16 protein-coding genes and 1 pseudogene are annotated in these 15,980 nt (G+C 62.3%); 13 read left to right on the top strand and 4 right to left on the bottom strand.

What is annotated here, in order from left to right; all coding sequences use genetic code 11:
* The first annotated feature begins 1 nt into the window (after nt 1).
* Nucleotides 2-2,515: an ATP-binding protein gene (locus tag ACHMW6_RS22465; RefSeq protein ID WP_395400037.1), complete on the top strand. Its 2,514-nt coding sequence runs from the start codon at nt 2-4 to the stop codon at nt 2,513-2,515.
* Nucleotides 2,512-3,393 carry an RNA polymerase sigma factor SigJ gene (gene sigJ / locus ACHMW6_RS22460; RefSeq protein ID WP_395400035.1) on the top strand — a complete coding sequence of 294 codons (882 nt, stop codon included), beginning with the start codon at nt 2,512-2,514 and terminating at the stop codon, nt 3,391-3,393. Before ACHMW6_RS22465 ends, sigJ begins: the two co-directional genes overlap by 4 nt.
* Here the strand turns inward: sigJ and ACHMW6_RS22455 are convergent.
* On the bottom strand, nt 3,359-3,964 hold the full coding sequence (locus ACHMW6_RS22455) for a CHRD domain-containing protein (RefSeq protein ID WP_395400033.1): 606 nt from the start codon (nt 3,962-3,964) through the stop codon (nt 3,359-3,361). The two genes, sigJ and ACHMW6_RS22455, sit on opposite strands and share 35 nt — an antisense overlap.
* A gap of 361 nt (nt 3,965-4,325) precedes the next feature.
* Here ACHMW6_RS22455 and ACHMW6_RS22450 point away from each other — a divergent pair, with 361 nt between their 5' ends.
* A complete protein-coding gene (locus ACHMW6_RS22450) occupies nt 4,326-4,988 on the top strand; it encodes a sterol desaturase family protein (protein WP_395400031.1) in 663 nt (220 codons plus the stop codon).
* Nucleotides 4,989-5,264: 276 nt separating this feature from the next.
* Here the strand turns inward: ACHMW6_RS22450 and ACHMW6_RS22445 are convergent, their stop codons facing one another.
* From ACHMW6_RS22445 to kynU, 3 genes are read right to left on the bottom strand one after another with little or no spacing between them, the layout of a single operon-like run.
* Nucleotides 5,265-5,909, bottom strand: coding sequence for a ribonuclease (locus ACHMW6_RS22445; protein ID WP_395400029.1), 645 nt, complete (start codon nt 5,907-5,909; stop codon nt 5,265-5,267).
* Nucleotides 5,906-6,745, bottom strand: a complete 840-nt coding sequence (gene kynA, locus ACHMW6_RS22440; RefSeq protein WP_395400027.1) for a tryptophan 2,3-dioxygenase — start codon at nt 6,743-6,745, stop codon at nt 5,906-5,908. The genes ACHMW6_RS22445 and kynA overlap by 4 nt, the downstream gene beginning before the upstream one ends.
* Nucleotides 6,746-6,751: 6 nt before the next feature.
* Nucleotides 6,752-7,990, bottom strand: coding sequence for a kynureninase (gene kynU / locus ACHMW6_RS22435; protein WP_395400025.1), 1,239 nt, complete (start codon nt 7,988-7,990; stop codon nt 6,752-6,754).
* Nucleotides 7,991-8,525: 535 nt separating this feature from the next.
* Here kynU and flhD point away from each other — a divergent pair.
* The 10 genes and pseudogenes from flhD (at nt 8,526) to ACHMW6_RS22385 (ending at nt 15,970) form a co-directional block, all read left to right on the top strand.
* Complete coding sequence (gene flhD / locus ACHMW6_RS22430; RefSeq protein WP_131144806.1) at nt 8,526-8,843, top strand: flagellar transcriptional regulator FlhD; 318 nt, start codon at nt 8,526-8,528, stop codon at nt 8,841-8,843.
* 150 nt (nt 8,844-8,993) lie between these two features.
* A complete protein-coding gene (flhC, locus tag ACHMW6_RS22425) occupies nt 8,994-9,539 on the top strand; it encodes a flagellar transcriptional regulator FlhC (RefSeq protein WP_395400022.1) in 546 nt (181 codons plus the stop codon).
* Entirely contained in the window at nt 9,473-10,318 is an 846-nt protein-coding gene (locus tag ACHMW6_RS22420; protein ID WP_395400020.1) for a class I SAM-dependent methyltransferase, read from the top strand. The genes flhC and ACHMW6_RS22420 overlap by 67 nt, the downstream gene beginning before the upstream one ends.
* 97 nt (nt 10,319-10,415) lie before the next feature.
* On the top strand, nt 10,416-11,276 hold the full coding sequence (gene motA / locus ACHMW6_RS22415) for a flagellar motor stator protein MotA (RefSeq protein ID WP_395400018.1): 861 nt from the start codon (nt 10,416-10,418) through the stop codon (nt 11,274-11,276).
* Nucleotides 11,277-11,297: 21 nt separating this feature from the next.
* A pseudogene (gene motB / locus ACHMW6_RS22410) lies at nt 11,298-12,241 on the top strand (flagellar motor protein MotB).
* 35 nt (nt 12,242-12,276) lie between these two features.
* Entirely contained in the window at nt 12,277-12,825 is a 549-nt protein-coding gene (locus tag ACHMW6_RS22405; RefSeq protein ID WP_395400016.1) for a chemotaxis protein, read from the top strand.
* A gap of 31 nt (nt 12,826-12,856) precedes the next feature.
* Nucleotides 12,857-13,222: a response regulator gene (locus tag ACHMW6_RS22400; protein WP_395400014.1), complete on the top strand. Its 366-nt coding sequence runs from the start codon at nt 12,857-12,859 to the stop codon at nt 13,220-13,222.
* A 38-nt stretch (nt 13,223-13,260) separates the two neighbouring features.
* Nucleotides 13,261-15,297, top strand: a complete 2,037-nt coding sequence (locus tag ACHMW6_RS22395; protein ID WP_395400012.1) for an Hpt domain-containing protein — start codon at nt 13,261-13,263, stop codon at nt 15,295-15,297.
* Nucleotides 15,251-15,469 carry a chemotaxis protein CheW gene (locus ACHMW6_RS22390; RefSeq protein ID WP_395400010.1) on the top strand — a complete coding sequence of 73 codons (219 nt, stop codon included), beginning with the start codon at nt 15,251-15,253 and terminating at the stop codon, nt 15,467-15,469. The genes ACHMW6_RS22395 and ACHMW6_RS22390 overlap by 47 nt, the downstream gene beginning before the upstream one ends.
* A 12-nt stretch (nt 15,470-15,481) precedes the next feature.
* Entirely contained in the window at nt 15,482-15,970 is a 489-nt protein-coding gene (locus ACHMW6_RS22385; protein ID WP_395400008.1) for a chemotaxis protein CheW, read from the top strand.
* Nucleotides 15,971-15,980: the final 10 nt, after the last annotated feature.

The raw sequence follows: 15,980 nt of genomic DNA, 5'->3' as shown, positions 1-15,980 counted from the left end.
CGTGAGAATCATCACCCGCCTGAAAATGGCGCAACTGCTGTGCATTGTGGTAGCTGCCGCCGTTGGCGTGCTGCTGCTGGTGACTACGGCACAGATGCGCCATGAACTCACACGCAACGAAAAGGCGGGCGAGATCCTGCGCGCCGTCGTCTCGCTGCGCTACCTGGCGATGGAGTATGCGCTGGGCCATGAAGCGCGCACCCGCACGCAATGGGTGTTGCGCAAGGAATCGCTGGCGGCCCTGCTGGCGAACGACGAGGAATTCCGTGATGGCCCCGAAGCGGGCATCTACCTCGGCTTGCGCCAGCAGCTGCCGCACCTGCACAAGTACTTTACCGATGCCCTGCAGCTGCAGGAAGACTTGCGCGCGACGCCAGATCGCGTGGAAATCCTGAGGCGGCTGGAAGGAAGGCTGCATGGGCAGATCATGAACAAGGCGCAGGCCATGATCAGCGACGCCGAGGACCTGGCCGCGCGCAGCCGGGAAGGGGCGCTGGCGGCCCAGCACCGCGCCAATATCGCGGCAGGAACGCTCGGCCTGTTGCTGACACTCGCCGTGCTGGGCGCGCTGTACATGACGATACGCAGCGTGGCGCGTCCGCTGGAGCGGCTGCGCCACGGCACGGAGCTGGTCGGCGCCGGCAAGCTGGATTTCGCCCTCAACCTGAAGGGCGGCGATGAAGTAGGCGACCTGGCGCGCGCCTTCGACAGCATGACGGAAAAACTGCGCCAGACGACCGTGTCGCGCGATGAGCTGGGGCAGGCCAACAAGGCGTTGCAGGATGAAGTGACGGTGCGCAAGGAGGCCGAGCTGAAGGTGCAGTCGCAGCTGGCGCGCATGTCGCTGCTGCACCAGATCACGCGCTCGATCGGCGACCGCCAGGATTTGCGCAGCATTTTCCAGGTGGTGGTGCGTAGCCTGGAAGACCAGCTGCCGGTGGATTTCGGCTGCGTGTGCCTGTACCGGGATAATGAGCTGACCGTGAGCAGCGTAGGCTTGGCCAGCGAGATGCTGTCCACCGAGTTCGCGATGCGCGAGCAGTCCCGCATTCCCATTGACGAAAACGGCCTGTCGCGCTGCGTGCGCGGCCAGCTGGTCTACGAGCCCGACATCAGCGAGGTGCCCTATCCCTTCCCGAAGCGGCTGGCGCGCGGCGGCCTGAATGCCCTGGTGCTGGCGCCGCTGCTGGCCGAGAGCACCGTGTTCGGCGTGCTGATCGTGGCGCGGCGAGCGCCCAACAGCTTCAGCAGCGGCGAGTGCGAATTCCTGCGCCAGCTGAGCGAGCACGTAGCGCTGGCGGCCAACCAGGCGCGCCTGTACGCGGACCTGCAGCGCGCCTATAACGAGCTGCACGAGACCCAGCAATCGGTGACCAAGCAGGAACGCCTGCGGGCGCTGGGCCAGATGGCCAGCGGCATCGCGCATGACATCAACAACGCCATCTCGCCGGTGGCCCTGTACACGGAATCGCTGCTGGAAACGGAGCCGGCCCTGAGCAATGATGGCCGCAACTGCCTGCGCGTGATCGCGCGCGCCATCGACGATGTGGCGGCCACCGTGGCGCGCATGCGCGAGCTGTACCGCCAGCGCGAGCCGGAACTGTCGCTGGGCTCCGTCAGCCTCAACACCCTGGTGCCGCAGGTGGTGGACCTGACCCGCGCGCGCTGGAGCGATATGCCGCAGCAGCGCGGCGTGGTGATCGAATTGCGCCAGGAGCTGGCCGAACGCCTGCCGCCGCTGCTGGGCGCCGAGGGCGAAATTCGCGAAGCGCTGACCAACCTGATTTTCAACGGCGTGGACGCGATGCCGGAAGGCGGCGAACTCACCGTTCGCACCCGCCATGCCAATGGCCACGTGGTGCTGGAAGTGAGCGACAGCGGCGTCGGCATGGACGAAGCCACGCTGAAGCGCTGCCTCGATCCCTTCTTCACCACCAAGGGCGATCGCGGCACGGGCCTGGGCCTGGCCACGGTATGCGGCATGGTCGAACGGCATAGCGGGACCATTGCCGTCGATTCGAAGCTGGGGCAGGGCACGACGGTGCGCATCAGCTTCCCGGTAGCTGACCAGCCGGCCGAGGATGCGCCACCGCCCGCGGCTGCCGCGCCGCTGATGCGCATGCGTCTGCTGATCGTGGACGACGACCCCACCGTGCTGGCCTCGCTGCGCGCCATCCTGCTGCGCGACGGGCACGAGGTGACGGCGGCCGACGGCGGCCAGGCCGGCATCGAGGCCTTCAAGGCATCGGTAGAAGGCGGGCCGGCCTTTACCGCCGTGTTCACGGATCTCGGCATGCCTTATGTGGATGGACGCCGCGTGGCCGAGACCATCAAGGCGCTGTCGCCGGCCACGCCCATCATCCTGCTGACCGGCTGGGGCCAGCGATTGATCCCCGACAGCGGAGAGTTGCCGGTTAACGTAGACTATGTACTCAGCAAGCCACCCCGCTTGCGCGAGTTGCGCGAGGTACTGACCAGGGTGGCGCAATCGACCACCCTGGAAGCAAGTAAATGAGCCAGACCGACGCAGAAGTATTTGCCGCTCACCGCAAGCGGCTGTTTTCCATCGCCTACCGTATGCTCGGCGTGCGGGCCGATGCCGAAGATATCGTGCAGGATGCGTGGCTGCGCTGGCATGGCAGCGACCGCACCGGCGTGCTATCCGTCGAAGCGTGGCTGGTGACCGTGACCACCCGCCTTGCCATCGACCGCCTGCGCGCGCTGAAGGCGGAGCGCGAAGCCTATTCGGGCTTCTGGCTGCCCGAGCCCATCGTTGAAATGGATGAGCACACGCCCGAGTCGCAGGCGGAGATGGCTAGCGACCTGTCGATGGCCTTCATGTGGGTGCTGGAGCGCCTGTCGCCCGAGGAGCGCGCCGCCTTCCTGATGCGCCAGGTGTTCGACTACGAATACGCGGAAGTGGCTGAAATGCTGGGCAAGAGCGAGGCGGCGTGCCGGCAGATGGTGAGCCGGGCCAGTGAAAGGGTGCAGCAGGAGAAGGTGCGCTTCGAGGTCAGGCGCGAAGACCATCGCAACATCCTGCAGCGCTTTGTGGCGGCCGCCCATAGCGGCCAGCAGGACGCGATCCGTGCCTTCATCTCTGACGATATGCAGTTCGTCGGCGACGGCGGCGGCAAAGTGCCATCCTACCCCTACATCGTACGCGATCCGGATATGATCGCCGAGCTTTATGCCAAGTTCTCGAAGTCGGGCAAGACCCGCTACGAGCTGGTGCTGCTCAACGGACAACCCGGCTTGCTGCGCTACATTGGCAGCAAGCTGGAGTCCATCCAATGCCTGGAGACGGACGGCGAGCGTATCACGGGCTTCTACGTCATCCGCAACCCGGACAAGCTGGCTAAGCTTGCTTCTTCGAGCGGCGCCGTCCGATAGCCAGTACGGCGGGGATGCCCAACAACAGCATGCCTGCCATGCCGGGCTCCGGCACAGGGGCCAGCAGGAAGCCGCGGATTTCACCCCCCGGATATGCGCTGCTGTGGATATTGAAGTAGGCGCTGCCGCCATTCAATCCCGCCAGCAGGGCTGCCTCCGCGCCGGAGGTGGTGCCGCCATTGGCCGTGATGAAGGCAGGATTCCAGAAGGAAGCCAGCGAGGTGTCGAAAGTGTGGTCATAGGTACCGAAGTGCACGGCCGTCGGGAAGTCGGTGAAGGTCGGAATCATGGTGGATACACCGGCCGCCCCGGTGCCAGGATCGGTCGTGCAGCAATGGATATGGGCTGCTGCCGATTCTCCTTGCAGGAGGGCGAAAATGCTCTGCACGTGCATGCTATGCGCGCCCATGTCATAAGTCACGATGACAGCGCCCGTGCCGGGCGAGGCATTCGGAGTGGCTTCAGCGGCACCGCTCAGGGTGGCGCTGTAGGTGGTTGGGGCGGCCAGGGCTGCCCCGCAAGCTGCGCCGAGGGCCAATGCAAGCAGGCCTTTGGCAAACACAGGTTTCATCACAGGCTCCTTTCAAGAAACGAGAGGCGCCTCATTGTCGCGCCGTGCGGCCGCAGCCATGCGCACGATACGACCAGGAAGTTTGCATTGCGGGCGAGATAGAGGCTTATGGGTAACTGGTCGCGATCTGGCGAAGGACACGGGGCCAAGCCGCAGTTGATATGCCCCACCGCGTTGAGCGTTCTGTGACCTGTAAGCCAACAAACACAATGCCGTGATGTAGTGGCGCTTGGCCGCCTTCGCGAGCATCCGACGCATATCGGTGTCGGGACGTCACTTGCAAAAGCGCACCCTCTCATAAATGCCACAGTGCGCGGAAAGTCTTGTTTCCGTGGGAAATAGATATAAGCTACGGAAACAAGTGAGAGGGAACGAAAATGGACGTTACAACTACTGTGATCACTATCGCGATTTTCCTGACTGTCGTCATTGCAGGCCTGATCCTGGAGCGCTTGGCACCAGCCCAAAAGCAGACGTTTTCTGCCAGCAGGTTCAATCTCGGCTACACAGCGATTTATTTGTCGATTCAGTCGCTGATGGTTCCGCACTTTCGATCGTTACTGTCGCCGCCGTGAATGCTGTCGGCGGCGGTTGGATAAAGCTTCCAGCTTCCGGGGCGGAATTCTGGCTAGCCTTCGTCTTTTATGTCTTAACGGTAGATCTGATGGAGTATCTTTTTCACAGGGCTCAACACCGAATTCCAGCTCTCTGGTCCATGCACTCACTCCACCATAGCGACATCACGTTGAATGCTTCAACCACGAGTCGCCATTACTGGGCCGAGCACGGCATCAAAATGCTTTCGATCTATATGGTTGTGGGACTGTTGTTCAAGGCGCCACCAGAGATTCTTGGCGCATATGTCGTACTGAGCTACTACAACGTGTTCCTTCATATGAACGTCCGCGTTGGGTTTGGGCGCCTTTCGTTCTTGCTAAATTCGCCCCAATACCACCGCCTACATCACTCAGTGCTGCCGGAGCACTACGGATCAGAATTTCGCAGCCTTGTTCCCCGTCTTTGACCTGCTGTTCGGCACATACTGTCGCCCGCACCTGAATGAATACCCGCCGACTGGATTGGAAACCGGCGAACAACCAACTGGCTATGTGAGTGCGATACTTTGGCCGGCTCGCGAACTTATAAATTCGAGAGCGATGCAATGAAAGCGGCATCGGCTGATCATGTCGCCATCATGAAGGAACAGCCGTCCGAAATGCGATAGCGCGAGACGTACTGTCCCAATCCGTCCGGTATTGATGATCTGAATGCCTTAGCGCCAAGGTGGTGACGATAGTCGTCATTTCACGTTTTTAAGGAGGAAGGATGCCTGGCCGCAGCTTTTTTGCGAGCGCTTGATTTCATCGGTGGCGCAACTGCGCGAGGCGCCGTCCTTGCTGTAGCAGACGTGGACTTCGCGCAGGAAGCGTCCGCCGCCGGTGCAGTAGGGCAGCACGGAGTCCTTGGCCAGCCAGAGGTTGGCCTGCTTGAAGGATTGCTCGAATTCGCCCGGTGTCACGCGCACGGGTTGCGGCGGACGCTGGAAGGCGGCGGGGATCTTCAGGCCTTCCTTCAGCTTGGATGAAAGCGCCAGGTAGGCTTCCGGCGACAGGCCGGAGCAGGTGCCGTGCTTTTGCCATTCGTGGCCGATCAGCTTGGGCGCCGGGTACATGTCCGCATAGCGTTCGCGCACAGACGGCGGCAGCTTGGCGCGCGAGCAGGAATCCGGATAGCCCTTCTCGAACTGCGGCCACAGTCCATGCAGCACAAAGCCAAGCTGGCGGCCATCGGCGCACTGCACGGGATCGTCGCGGCTGGCGCAGTATTCAGGCGACCAGCTCAGGGACAGGGCGTAGTAATCGAAGATGCCGGGCCGGTCGTCGCGCGCGAAGGCGGACGAGGCGAGCAGGCTGGCGGCAGCGAGAAGGGCAATCCGTATTTTCACAGGGCGGTCCTCAGGGCGAACAGTTCGGGGAAGAGTACCACGTCCAGCATCTTGCGCAGATAGCTGACGCCCGCAGTGCCGCCGGTGCCCGTCTTGAAGCCGATGATGCGTTCGACCGTGGTCACATGGCGGAAGCGCCAGAAGCGGAAGGCCGTTTCCAGGTCCACCAGCTTTTCGGCCAGTTCGTACAGCGCCCAGTGGTGTTCGGTGTCGCGGTAGACCTCGAGCCAGGCTTCCTTCACCGATTCATTGGCGGTGGTGGGCTGGGTCCAGTCGCCGTCCAGGCGCGCTGCATCGATCTTCAGTCCCTTGCGCGCCAGCAGGCGGATTGCTTCGTCGTACAGCGAGGGCGCGCGCAGGGCGGCGTCCAGCAAGGCGTGCGTCGGCGTGTGTTCGTGGACCGCCAGCATATTGGCGTTCTTGTTCCCGAGGATGAATTCGATCTCGCGGTACTGGTGCGACTGGAAGCCGGACGAGGCGCCGAGATAGGGACGGATGGCCGTGTACTCGGGCGGGGTCATGGTCGCCAGCACATCCCAGGCGTGCACCAGCTGGTCCATGATGCGGGCCACGCGAGCCAGCATCTTGAAGGCGGGCGGCAGGTCGTCGCGGCGGATATGGTCGCACACGGCGTGCAGCTCGTGCAGCATCAGTTTCATCCACAATTCGCTGGTCTGGTGCTGCACGATGAACAGCATTTCGTTGTGGTTGGGCGAGAGCGGGTGCTGGGCATTGAGGATCTGCTCCAGGCCCAGGTAGTCGCCATAGCTCATGGACTTGCTGAAGTCCATCTGGGCGCCATGCCATTCGGCGCCGGGTTTTTTAGGTTCGGTCATGGTGGTTCAGGTTACAGCGCCGCGCTCGGCGGCAATATCGTAGGCTTTGTCGTCCAGGATCTGCTTCAGGATTTCGACAGCATCCCACACGTCGGCAAAGCTGGTGTAGAGCGGGGTGAAGCCGAAGCGCATGATCTCCGGCTCGCGGTAGTCGCCGATAACGCCGCGCGCGATCAGGGCCTGCATCACGGCATAGCCGTGCGGGTGGGTGAAGCTGACCTGGCTGCCGCGCTGTGCATGGTGGCGCGGCGTGACCAGGCCCAGCGGGTGGCTGGCGCAGCGGCTTTCGACGAGGGCGATGAACAGGTCTGTCAGGGCCAGCGATTTTTCGCGGATGGCGGACATGGTGGTCTGCTCAAATACGTCCAGTCCGCATTCGACCATGGCCAGCGAGGCGATGGGCTGGGTGCCGCACAGGGCGCGGCCGATGCCTTCAGTGGGCGCGAAGTCGGGCGCCATGGCGAAGGGATTGGCGTGGCCCCACCAGCCGGACAGCGGGTGGGCAAAGGCGGCCTGGTGGCGCTTGGGCACCCAGATGAAGGCCGGCGAGCCGGGACCGCCGTTCAGGTATTTATAGGTGCAGCCGACGGCCAGGTCGGCGCCGTCGCGCTGCAGGTCCACCGGCACGGCGCCGGCGGAGTGGCACAGGTCCCACAGCGCCAGGGCGCCATGCTGGTGGGCGAGGGCGCTGACGGTGGCCATGTCGTGCTGGTAGCCGGTGCGGTAGTTCACATGGGTCAGCATGAGGACGGCCGTATCGGCGCCGATGGCGGCCGGCAGGTCGGCCGGGCTGTCCACCAGCTTGACCTGGTAGCCCTGGTCGAGCCAGGACGACAAGCCCTGTGCCATATATATATCAGTGGGGAAGTTGCTGCGCTCGGTGACGATGGTGCGGCGGCCGGAGCCGGCCTGCATCTGGAGGGCGGCGGCGAGAGCCTTGAACAGGTTGATCGAGGTAGTGTCCGTGACAACGACTTCGCCCGGCGCCGCGCCGACCAGGGGCGCCAGCTTATCGCCCAGGCGTTTCGGCATGGCGAACCAGCCGGCCGTGTTCCAGCTGGTGATCAGGTCTTTGCCCCATTCCTTCGTGATGACTTCGGTGGCGCGGGTCAGCGCGGCCTTGGGGCGGGCGCCGAGGGAGTTGCCATCCAGATAAATCACGCCGGCGGGCAGGTCGAACTGTTCGCGCAGCGCGGCCAGCGGGTCTGCAGCGTCGCGTGCGAGGCATTCGGTACGGGAGATCATGATTTCCTTGAAGCCTAAAGAAAGTGAGAGTGTAGCAACTTTTTGCCTTGTGGCCGGACGAGTGGCCGGGGAGGGTCGGAAATATTTGAAAGAATTTGAAAAAATTTTTGCCCGAACCCTAAAGTTCCCCGAAACTCAGCCGTAACCCATCTCAGATAGCCGGTAAAAGGCTTGCTGTTCGATAGTTCGAAAGGGAGCAAAAAAACTTAAAATTTTTTGCATGGAACCCTAAAGTTCCTCAAAACCCTGCCGATAACAGCTCAGATGTCGCAAAAAAGCATCGTTGCGATATCGCGTTTTTACCTCAGGCTGCTGGCTTTCCGGTGTGCCTGAACATCTCGCAAACCCGCATGAACACTGGGGTCTAGCCCCTGTCACCCGGCGCTTGTCAGACAAAGTCTGACACGGCGTCCCGTCGCTATTCCGACCCAAAATACAGAGTGTTACCTCTTTGTGCATCTGGGCGTCTCCTGCAAAATGTATCTCAACAGCAATCAAATTGCTTTCAAGATAGAACCTACCCCTGGAGATGGACATGACCGCAAACGACATGATGGCTGAAATCCGCGACGCGAACCTGAGCTACCTGATGCTGGCTCAGCAGATGATCCGCGCGGACAAGGTCACCGCAATTTTCCGTCTGGGTATCTCGGCCGACATCGCCGATCTGATCGAAGGCATGAGCAATGCGCAGATCCTCAAGCTGGCTGGCGGCAATATGATGCTGGCGCGCTTCCGCTTCGATGACAGCGCGATCCTGGGCATGCTGACCAATTACAACAAGGATCGTTCGCTGGCGCAGTCGCATGCGGCGATTTTGATGGCGGGGCAGGGCGTCGAAGAGATCGCGTAAGCCGACGGCGGCACAGCGGCGGATCAATGATCCGCCCTACGCCGCACGGGGAATCATCGGTTTGAGGCCCGAAGGGCTGTAGGGCGGATCATTGATCCGCCGTGCCGGAGGAGCCGGCGGCGCTGGATAAAAATTGCGGAGCAGAGAAAAATGAGCAAAAAGAGCGTAGTAAGCGAAGCACAAGAGATCCAGCTGGCTATCGAGCTGATCAACCTGGGTGCGCGCCTGCAGTTGCTGGAGAACGAAGTGTCGCTGTCCCGCGAGCGCCTGCTGAAGCTGTACAAGGAACTGAAAGGGGTGTCGCCGCCGAAGGGCATGCTGCCGTTTTCGACCGACTGGTTCCTGACCTGGCAGCCGAACATTCATTCCTCGCTGTTCCTGAACATCCATAACTTCCTGGTCGAGCATGCCGGCGCCAGCGGCATCCAGGCCGTGATGAAGGCTTACCAGCTCTACCTGGAGCAAATGCCGCCGGAGCCGGGCGAAGAGCCGCTGCTGTCGCTGACCCGCGCCTGGACCCTGGTCCGTTTCACCAGCAACCGCATGCTGGAGCTGAAACCCTGCAAGTGCTGCCAGGGCAAGTTCGTGGTCGACGGCATGGACCTGAACCGCGACTACCGCTGCGGCCTGTGCCACATGCCTTCCCGCGCCGGCAAGACCCGCAAGGCCAAGGAAGCCGAGACGGCCGCCGCCTGAGCGTGCGCCCCGCGCCGATCGCGCCCCGCCTGCTGCGCGCGCCCGCCGTCAAGGCCCTGCTGATCCAGCTGGGCGCGCTGCCCCTCACCGCCACGCTCGCCATTGCGCTCGACACGCTCGGCGCCGAACCCACCATCTTCAGCGCGGCCCTGATCCAGGGCCTGCTTGCCATGCTCATCACATGGAAGCTGGGCCTGGCCCGCTGGTGGCGTCCCATCCAGTTGCTGTTTCCCGTCGCCGTGCTGGCCGCCAGCGCGCTGCGGCTGCCGCCCACACTTTATTTAGTAGTGTTCCTCGGTTTTCTGGCCGTGTACTGGTCGACCTTCCGCACCCAGGTCCCGTATTACCCCTCCAATGAAAGCGTATGGCGCGCGGTGGAGGAGTTGCTGCCGCGCGACCGCGAGCTGAAAGTCATCGATATCGGCAGTGGGCTGGGTGGTATGGCCATGCACCTGGCGGCTGCCCGGCCGCGCGCGGAAGTGACGGGCATCGAGCTGGCGCCGCTGCCCTGGCTGGTGTCCCGGCTGCGCGCCGCGATCTCCGGCAGTCGGGCACACTTCATGCGCGGCGATTATGAAGATCTCGATTTCGGCGCCTACGACCTGGTGTTCGCCTACCTGTCTCCGGCTGCCATGCCGGGGCTGTGGGACAAGGCGCGGCGGGAAATGCGGGCTGGCAGTTTGCTAGTCAGTTACGAGTTCGAGATCCCCGCTGGACAATCCGTCAAGACCATCCATACCACAGAGGGTGGCCCACTCTTGTTCTGCTGGCAGTTTTAGGCGCGTTTTACTTGCCTGAGAGCGATTGTCACGCTATTGTAGTTCCGCTGTGGAACATTGTTGCTTTTAGCGGATATTTATAAGGGAGTCGGGACGCTTGTTAGTCATCATTGGTTATGTCGTTGTCATGGCCTCCGTGTTCGGGGGCTTTGCGCTGAGTGGGGGACACCTCGCAGCGCTGTTCCAGCCGTTGGAACTTCTGATGATTGGCGGCGCCGCAGCCGGCGCCTTCTTCGTCGGGAATAACGGCAAATCCATCAAGGCGACTCTCGCGGCGATTCCGACCCTGTTCAAGGGCTCGCGCTATACCAAGGACCTGTACATGGAGCTGATGTCGCTGCTCTTCGATGTGCTGTCCAAGGTGCGCAAGGAGGGCCTGATGTCGATCGAAGGCGATATCGACAAGCCGGAGGAAAGTCCGTTATTCAGCAAATACCCGGCCGTGCTGGAAGACCACCATATCGTCGAGTTCATGACCGATTACCTGCGCCTGATGGTGTCGGGGAATATGGATGCCTTTCAGATCGAGAACCTGATGGACAATGAAATCGACACCCACCACCAGGAAGGCCATGTGCCGGCACACTGCATCGCCAAGCTGGGCGACGGCTTGCCGGCTTTCGGTATCGTGGCGGCGGTGATGGGCGTGGTGCACACCATGGAATCGGTGGGCATTCCGCCGTCCGAGCTGGGCATGCTGATCGCGCACGCGCTGGTCGGCACCTTCCTCGGTATTCTGCTGGCATACGGCTTTGTCGGCCCGCTGGCCAGCCTGCTGGAGCAGAAGCTGGAAGAGTCGACCAAGATGTTCCAATGCGTGAAAGTGACGCTGCTGGCCAGCCTGAACGGCTATGCGCCGGCGCTGGCCGTGGAATTCGGCCGCAAGGTGCTGTACTCGACAGAACGCCCGAGCTTTGCCGAGCTGGAAGACCATATCAAGAAATCGAAGTCGAAGTAATGATGGAAACAAGGAACCGCCATGGCTGAAGAGGGACTGCGGCCGATCATCGTCAAGCGCATCAAGAAGAACGGCGGCGGCCATCACGGCGGCGCCTGGAAGATTGCGTACGCCGACTTCGTGACCGCGATGATGGCGTTCTTCCTGCTGATGTGGCTGCTGGGTTCCACCACCAAGGGCGACCTGAACGGCATCTCGGAATACTTCAAGACTCCGCTGAAGGTGGCCATGCAGGGCGGCGCCGGCAGCGGCGATTCCTCATCCGTGATCCAGGGCGGCGGCAACGACCTGACGCGCCGCACCGGCCAGGTGCGCGCCAGCGATGACCCGACCATCAAGAAGACCTACAACCTGACGGCCGCCAAGGCCGCGCTGGAAGCGGAAGAGAAGGCGCGCCTGCAAACGCTGCGCCAGCGTATCGAAATGACCATCGATACCAGCGCCCAGCTGCAGAAATTCAAGAACCAGCTGCTGCTCGATTTCACCAGCGAAGGCTTGCGCATCCAGATCGTGGACGAGAAGAACCGCCCGATGTTCGCGTTGGCCAAGGCTGACTTGCAGCCTTATACGAGGGAAATCCTGGAAGCGATCGCACCGGTGCTGAACGATGTGCCGAACAAGATCGGCCTGTCGGGCCACACCGATTCCACGCCGTATTTCAGCGAAACGGGGTACAGTAACTGGGAACTGTCCGCCGACCGCGCCAATGCTCGCGCCGCGCCCTGGTCCACGGCGGCCTGGCGGACAACAAGATCCTGCGCGTGGTGGGCCTGGCCGGCGCCGCCCACCTGGACCGCCAGGATCCCTTCAGCCCGATCAACCGCCGCATCAGCATCATCGTGATGAACAAGAAGACGGAAGAGAACGTGATGCGCGACGGCGGCAAACTGGAGGTTGGCGCCGACACGGAAGCCACCCGCGAGGCGCTGGAAAAACCGGCCGCGCCGCCGCCAGCCAAGAAATAAGCAGAGCCCATCTGCCTGCATATCCTGAGACTGTCATGACGAGAAAAAAAATCCTGGGCTCCCATGTGAAGCGCTTGCTGTCCGGCGTGTCGGACCACGGCAAGCGCCATCTGACGGAAGTCGAAACCGACCTGCTGCAGACCAATCTGCTGCTGGAAGAGGCGATCGACAAGCTGACGCGCAACTTCATGGCCATCCATGATGCCGTCAATGCCCAGCAAGCCACCATCGACCTGCTGCTGGCCGGCGGCAATCCCACGCCGGAGCAGAAGGAAAAGCTGCAGGCCATGAACGAGCAGGTGAGCACCTATGTGAACGCGGCCATTACCAGCATGCAGTTCCAGGACATGACCAGCCAGCTGATCGACCGCACGCTGAAGCGCGTCACCGGCTTGCGCGAATTCCTCGGCACCCTGGGCAGCCACAGCGAAGAAGTGACGCAGGAAAGCGGCAGCGAGGAAATCGTCGACCTGCTGGGCAAAGTGAGCATGGCGCTGGCCATCCAGAGCCTGGAGCTGCGCAGCGTGCTGCGCAAGGCGGTGAGCCAGAAGCACCTCGAAAGCGGCGACATCGAACTATTCTAATAAATACACCTAAGCAAAGTGAGAAACCATAATGGCTAAAACTATTCTTGCAGTCGACGATTCTTCCTCGCTGCGGCAGATGGTGGCGTTCAGCCTGAAAGCCGCGGGCTATCAGGTGGTGGAAGCGGTCGATGGCCAGGATGGCCTGGAAAAGGCCAAGCAGCAGACCGTGGACCTGGTGCTGACCGACCAGAACATGCCGCGCATGGATGGCCTGCAGCTGATCAAGCTGTTGCGCGAACAGCCTTCCTATGCCAAGGTGCCTATCCTGATGCTGACTACCGAATCGTCCGACGAGATGAAAGCCAAGGGCCGCGCCGCCGGCGCCAACGGCTGGCTGGTCAAGCCATTCGACCCGCAACGCCTGATCGAGGTAGTGAAAAAGGTCATCGGCTAAGGGGCTGCCATGTGCTTTGTACTTGATGGAGTCGCGCCATGACCATCGATATTAGCCAGTTCTACCAGGTCTTCTTCGACGAGGCCGAGGAGCTGCTGGCGGAAATGGAGCGGCTGCTGCTGGCGGTGGACGTGGAGTCGCCCAACGAGGAAGACCTGAATGCGATCTTCCGCACGGCCCACTCGGTCAAGGGCGGCGCGTCCACCTTCGGCGTGAGCGATATGAGCGAGGTCACCCACGTGCTGGAGACCCTGCTGGACCGCATCCGCAAGGGCGAGATGGCGCTCACCTCCACCCATGTGGATGCCTTCCTGGCCGCCAAGGATATCCTGAAGATGCAGCTGGACGGCCACCGCAACGGTGCGGCCGTGGACCAGGAAGCGGTGGGCGACGTGCGCATGATGCTGCAGGAGCTGGCGCAGGACGTGCACATCGCCGCCATGGCGCCGGTAGCGCCGGCTTTCACCTCCGCGCAGGAAGCGGCGCCGGTGGACCACGCGGGCGGCCGCCGCTACCGGCTCGAACTGCCGAAGATGGTGCACCGCGAAGTGGAAGCGCTGGCGGCCGAACTGGGTTTGCTGGGCAAGGTGGAGCTGTCGCCGCTGGACGCCGAGCGCCATGCGATGGTGGTCACCACCCATGAAAGCCTGGACGATATCATCGCCATCTGCTCTTTCGTCATCGATGCCGACCAGATGCAGGTGTCCGAACTGCCGGCGCTGACGCCGACGCAGGAAGCGCGCGAGCAGGGCGCGCGTGCGCGCCAGGAGGCGGAGCAGGGCTATGGCTTCTTCGACCCCGTCACGCCGGGCAATCCTGCCGCGGGTGAGCAGGGCCAGGGCTACGGCTTCTTCCAGCCGCTGGACGAGATCCGCGCCAATGCGCAGAACGCAGAAGACGATGCGCGCGGTTATGGCTTCTTCCAGCCGGTCGAGCAGATCCGCGCGGCCGCCGGCATCAAGGAAGCGCCGGCGCCGGTAGAGCACAAGCTCACCGAAGAACAGGAAAAGAAACAGGCGCGCAAGGAAGCCGAGAAGGCCGCGCATGTGCCGAATGCCGAATCGTCGTCGATCCGCGTGTCGGTGGAGAAGGTGGATCAGCTGATCAACCTGGTGGGCGAACTGGTGATCACGCAGGCGATGATCGAGCAGCGCGCCGGCACGCTGGACCCGATGCTGCACGAGCGCCTGCTGAGCGGCATTTCGCAATTGACGCGCAACACGCGCGACCTGCAGGAAGCGGTGATGTCGATCCGCATGATGCCGATGGACTTCGTGTTCTCGCGCTTCCCGCGCATGGTGCGCGACCTGGCGGCCAAGCTGGGCAAGAAAGTCGACTTCATCACCAGCGGCGCCGCGACGGAACTGGACAAGGGCCTGATCGAGCGCATCGTCGATCCGCTGACCCACCTGGTGCGCAACAGCATCGACCACGGCATCGAAATGCCGGACGTGCGGCGCGCCGCGGGCAAGACCGATGCTGGACGCCTGTTCCTGTCGGCTTCGCACCAGGGCGGCAATATCGTCATCGAAGTGTCGGACGATGGCGGCGGCCTGAATCGAGAGCGGATCCTGGCGAAGGCGAGGCAGAACGGCCTGCCGGTGTCGGACAATATGGCCGATGCCGATGTGTGGCAGCTGATCTTCGCGCCGGGCTTCTCGACCGCCGAGCAGGTGACCGATGTTTCCGGCCGCGGCGTCGGCATGGACGTGGTCAAGCGCAATATCACGGCCATGGGCGGCACGGTGGACATCCGTTCGGCCAAGGGCTTCGGCACCACCATCTCCATTTCGCTGCCGCTGACGCTGGCCATCCTGGATGGCATGACGATTCGCAGCGGCGAGGAAATCTACATCCTGCCGCTGGGCTTCGTGATCGAATCGCTGCAGCCGGCGCCGGAAGACGTGAAGGAAATCAGCGGCAAGGGCAAGGTGGTCAAGGTGCGCGGCGAATACCTGCCGCTGATCCCCCCTGTACCAGATCTTCGACATCGTGCCGCGCTATACCGATCCATGCCAGGGCATCCTCGTGATCGTGGAAACGGAAGGCCGCAAGGCTTGCCTGTTCATCGATGAACTGGTGGGGCAGCAGCAGGTGGTGGTCAAAAATCTTGAATCGAACTATCGCAAGGTAGCGGGTATCTCCGGCGCCACCATCCTTGGTGACGGCAATGTATCCCTGATCCTGGACGTGGCGGCGTTGATCCGCTCCTCGCGCCAGCTGGTCGATGAATCCATATTTTCGTAAAGGAAGGCAATCATGACTGACGCAGCAAACAACGCCGTCGCCACCGACAACGGCCGCGAGTTCCTCGCCTTCAAGCTGGGTTCCGAGGAATACGGCATCGATATCCTGAAGGTGCAGGAAATCCGCGGCTACGAAGCGGTGACCCGCATCGCCAACGCGCCGGAATTCATCAAGGGCGTGATCAACCTGCGCGGCATCATCATCCCGGTGGTGGACATGCGCATCAAGTTCAAACTGGGCGAGCCGGTGTACGACCAGTTCACCGTGGTCATCATCCTCAACATCAACGGCCGCGTGGTCGGCATGGTGGTCGACAGCGTGTCCGACGTGACCACGCTGACCCCGGACCAGATCAAGCAGGCGCCGGACATGGGCACCGTCTTCAGCACCGAGTACATGATCGGCCTGGGCACGGTCGATGAGCGCATGCTGATCCTGGTGGACATCGACCGCCTGATGTCCAGCCCGGAAATGGGCCTGATCGACAAGATCGCCGCGTAAAAAGACGGCG

Source organism: Pseudoduganella sp. UC29_106 (assembly GCF_044055365.1).
Lineage (GTDB): Bacteria > Pseudomonadota > Gammaproteobacteria > Burkholderiales > Burkholderiaceae_D > Rugamonas.
This window is presented reverse-complemented; position numbering and strand designations above follow the sequence as displayed.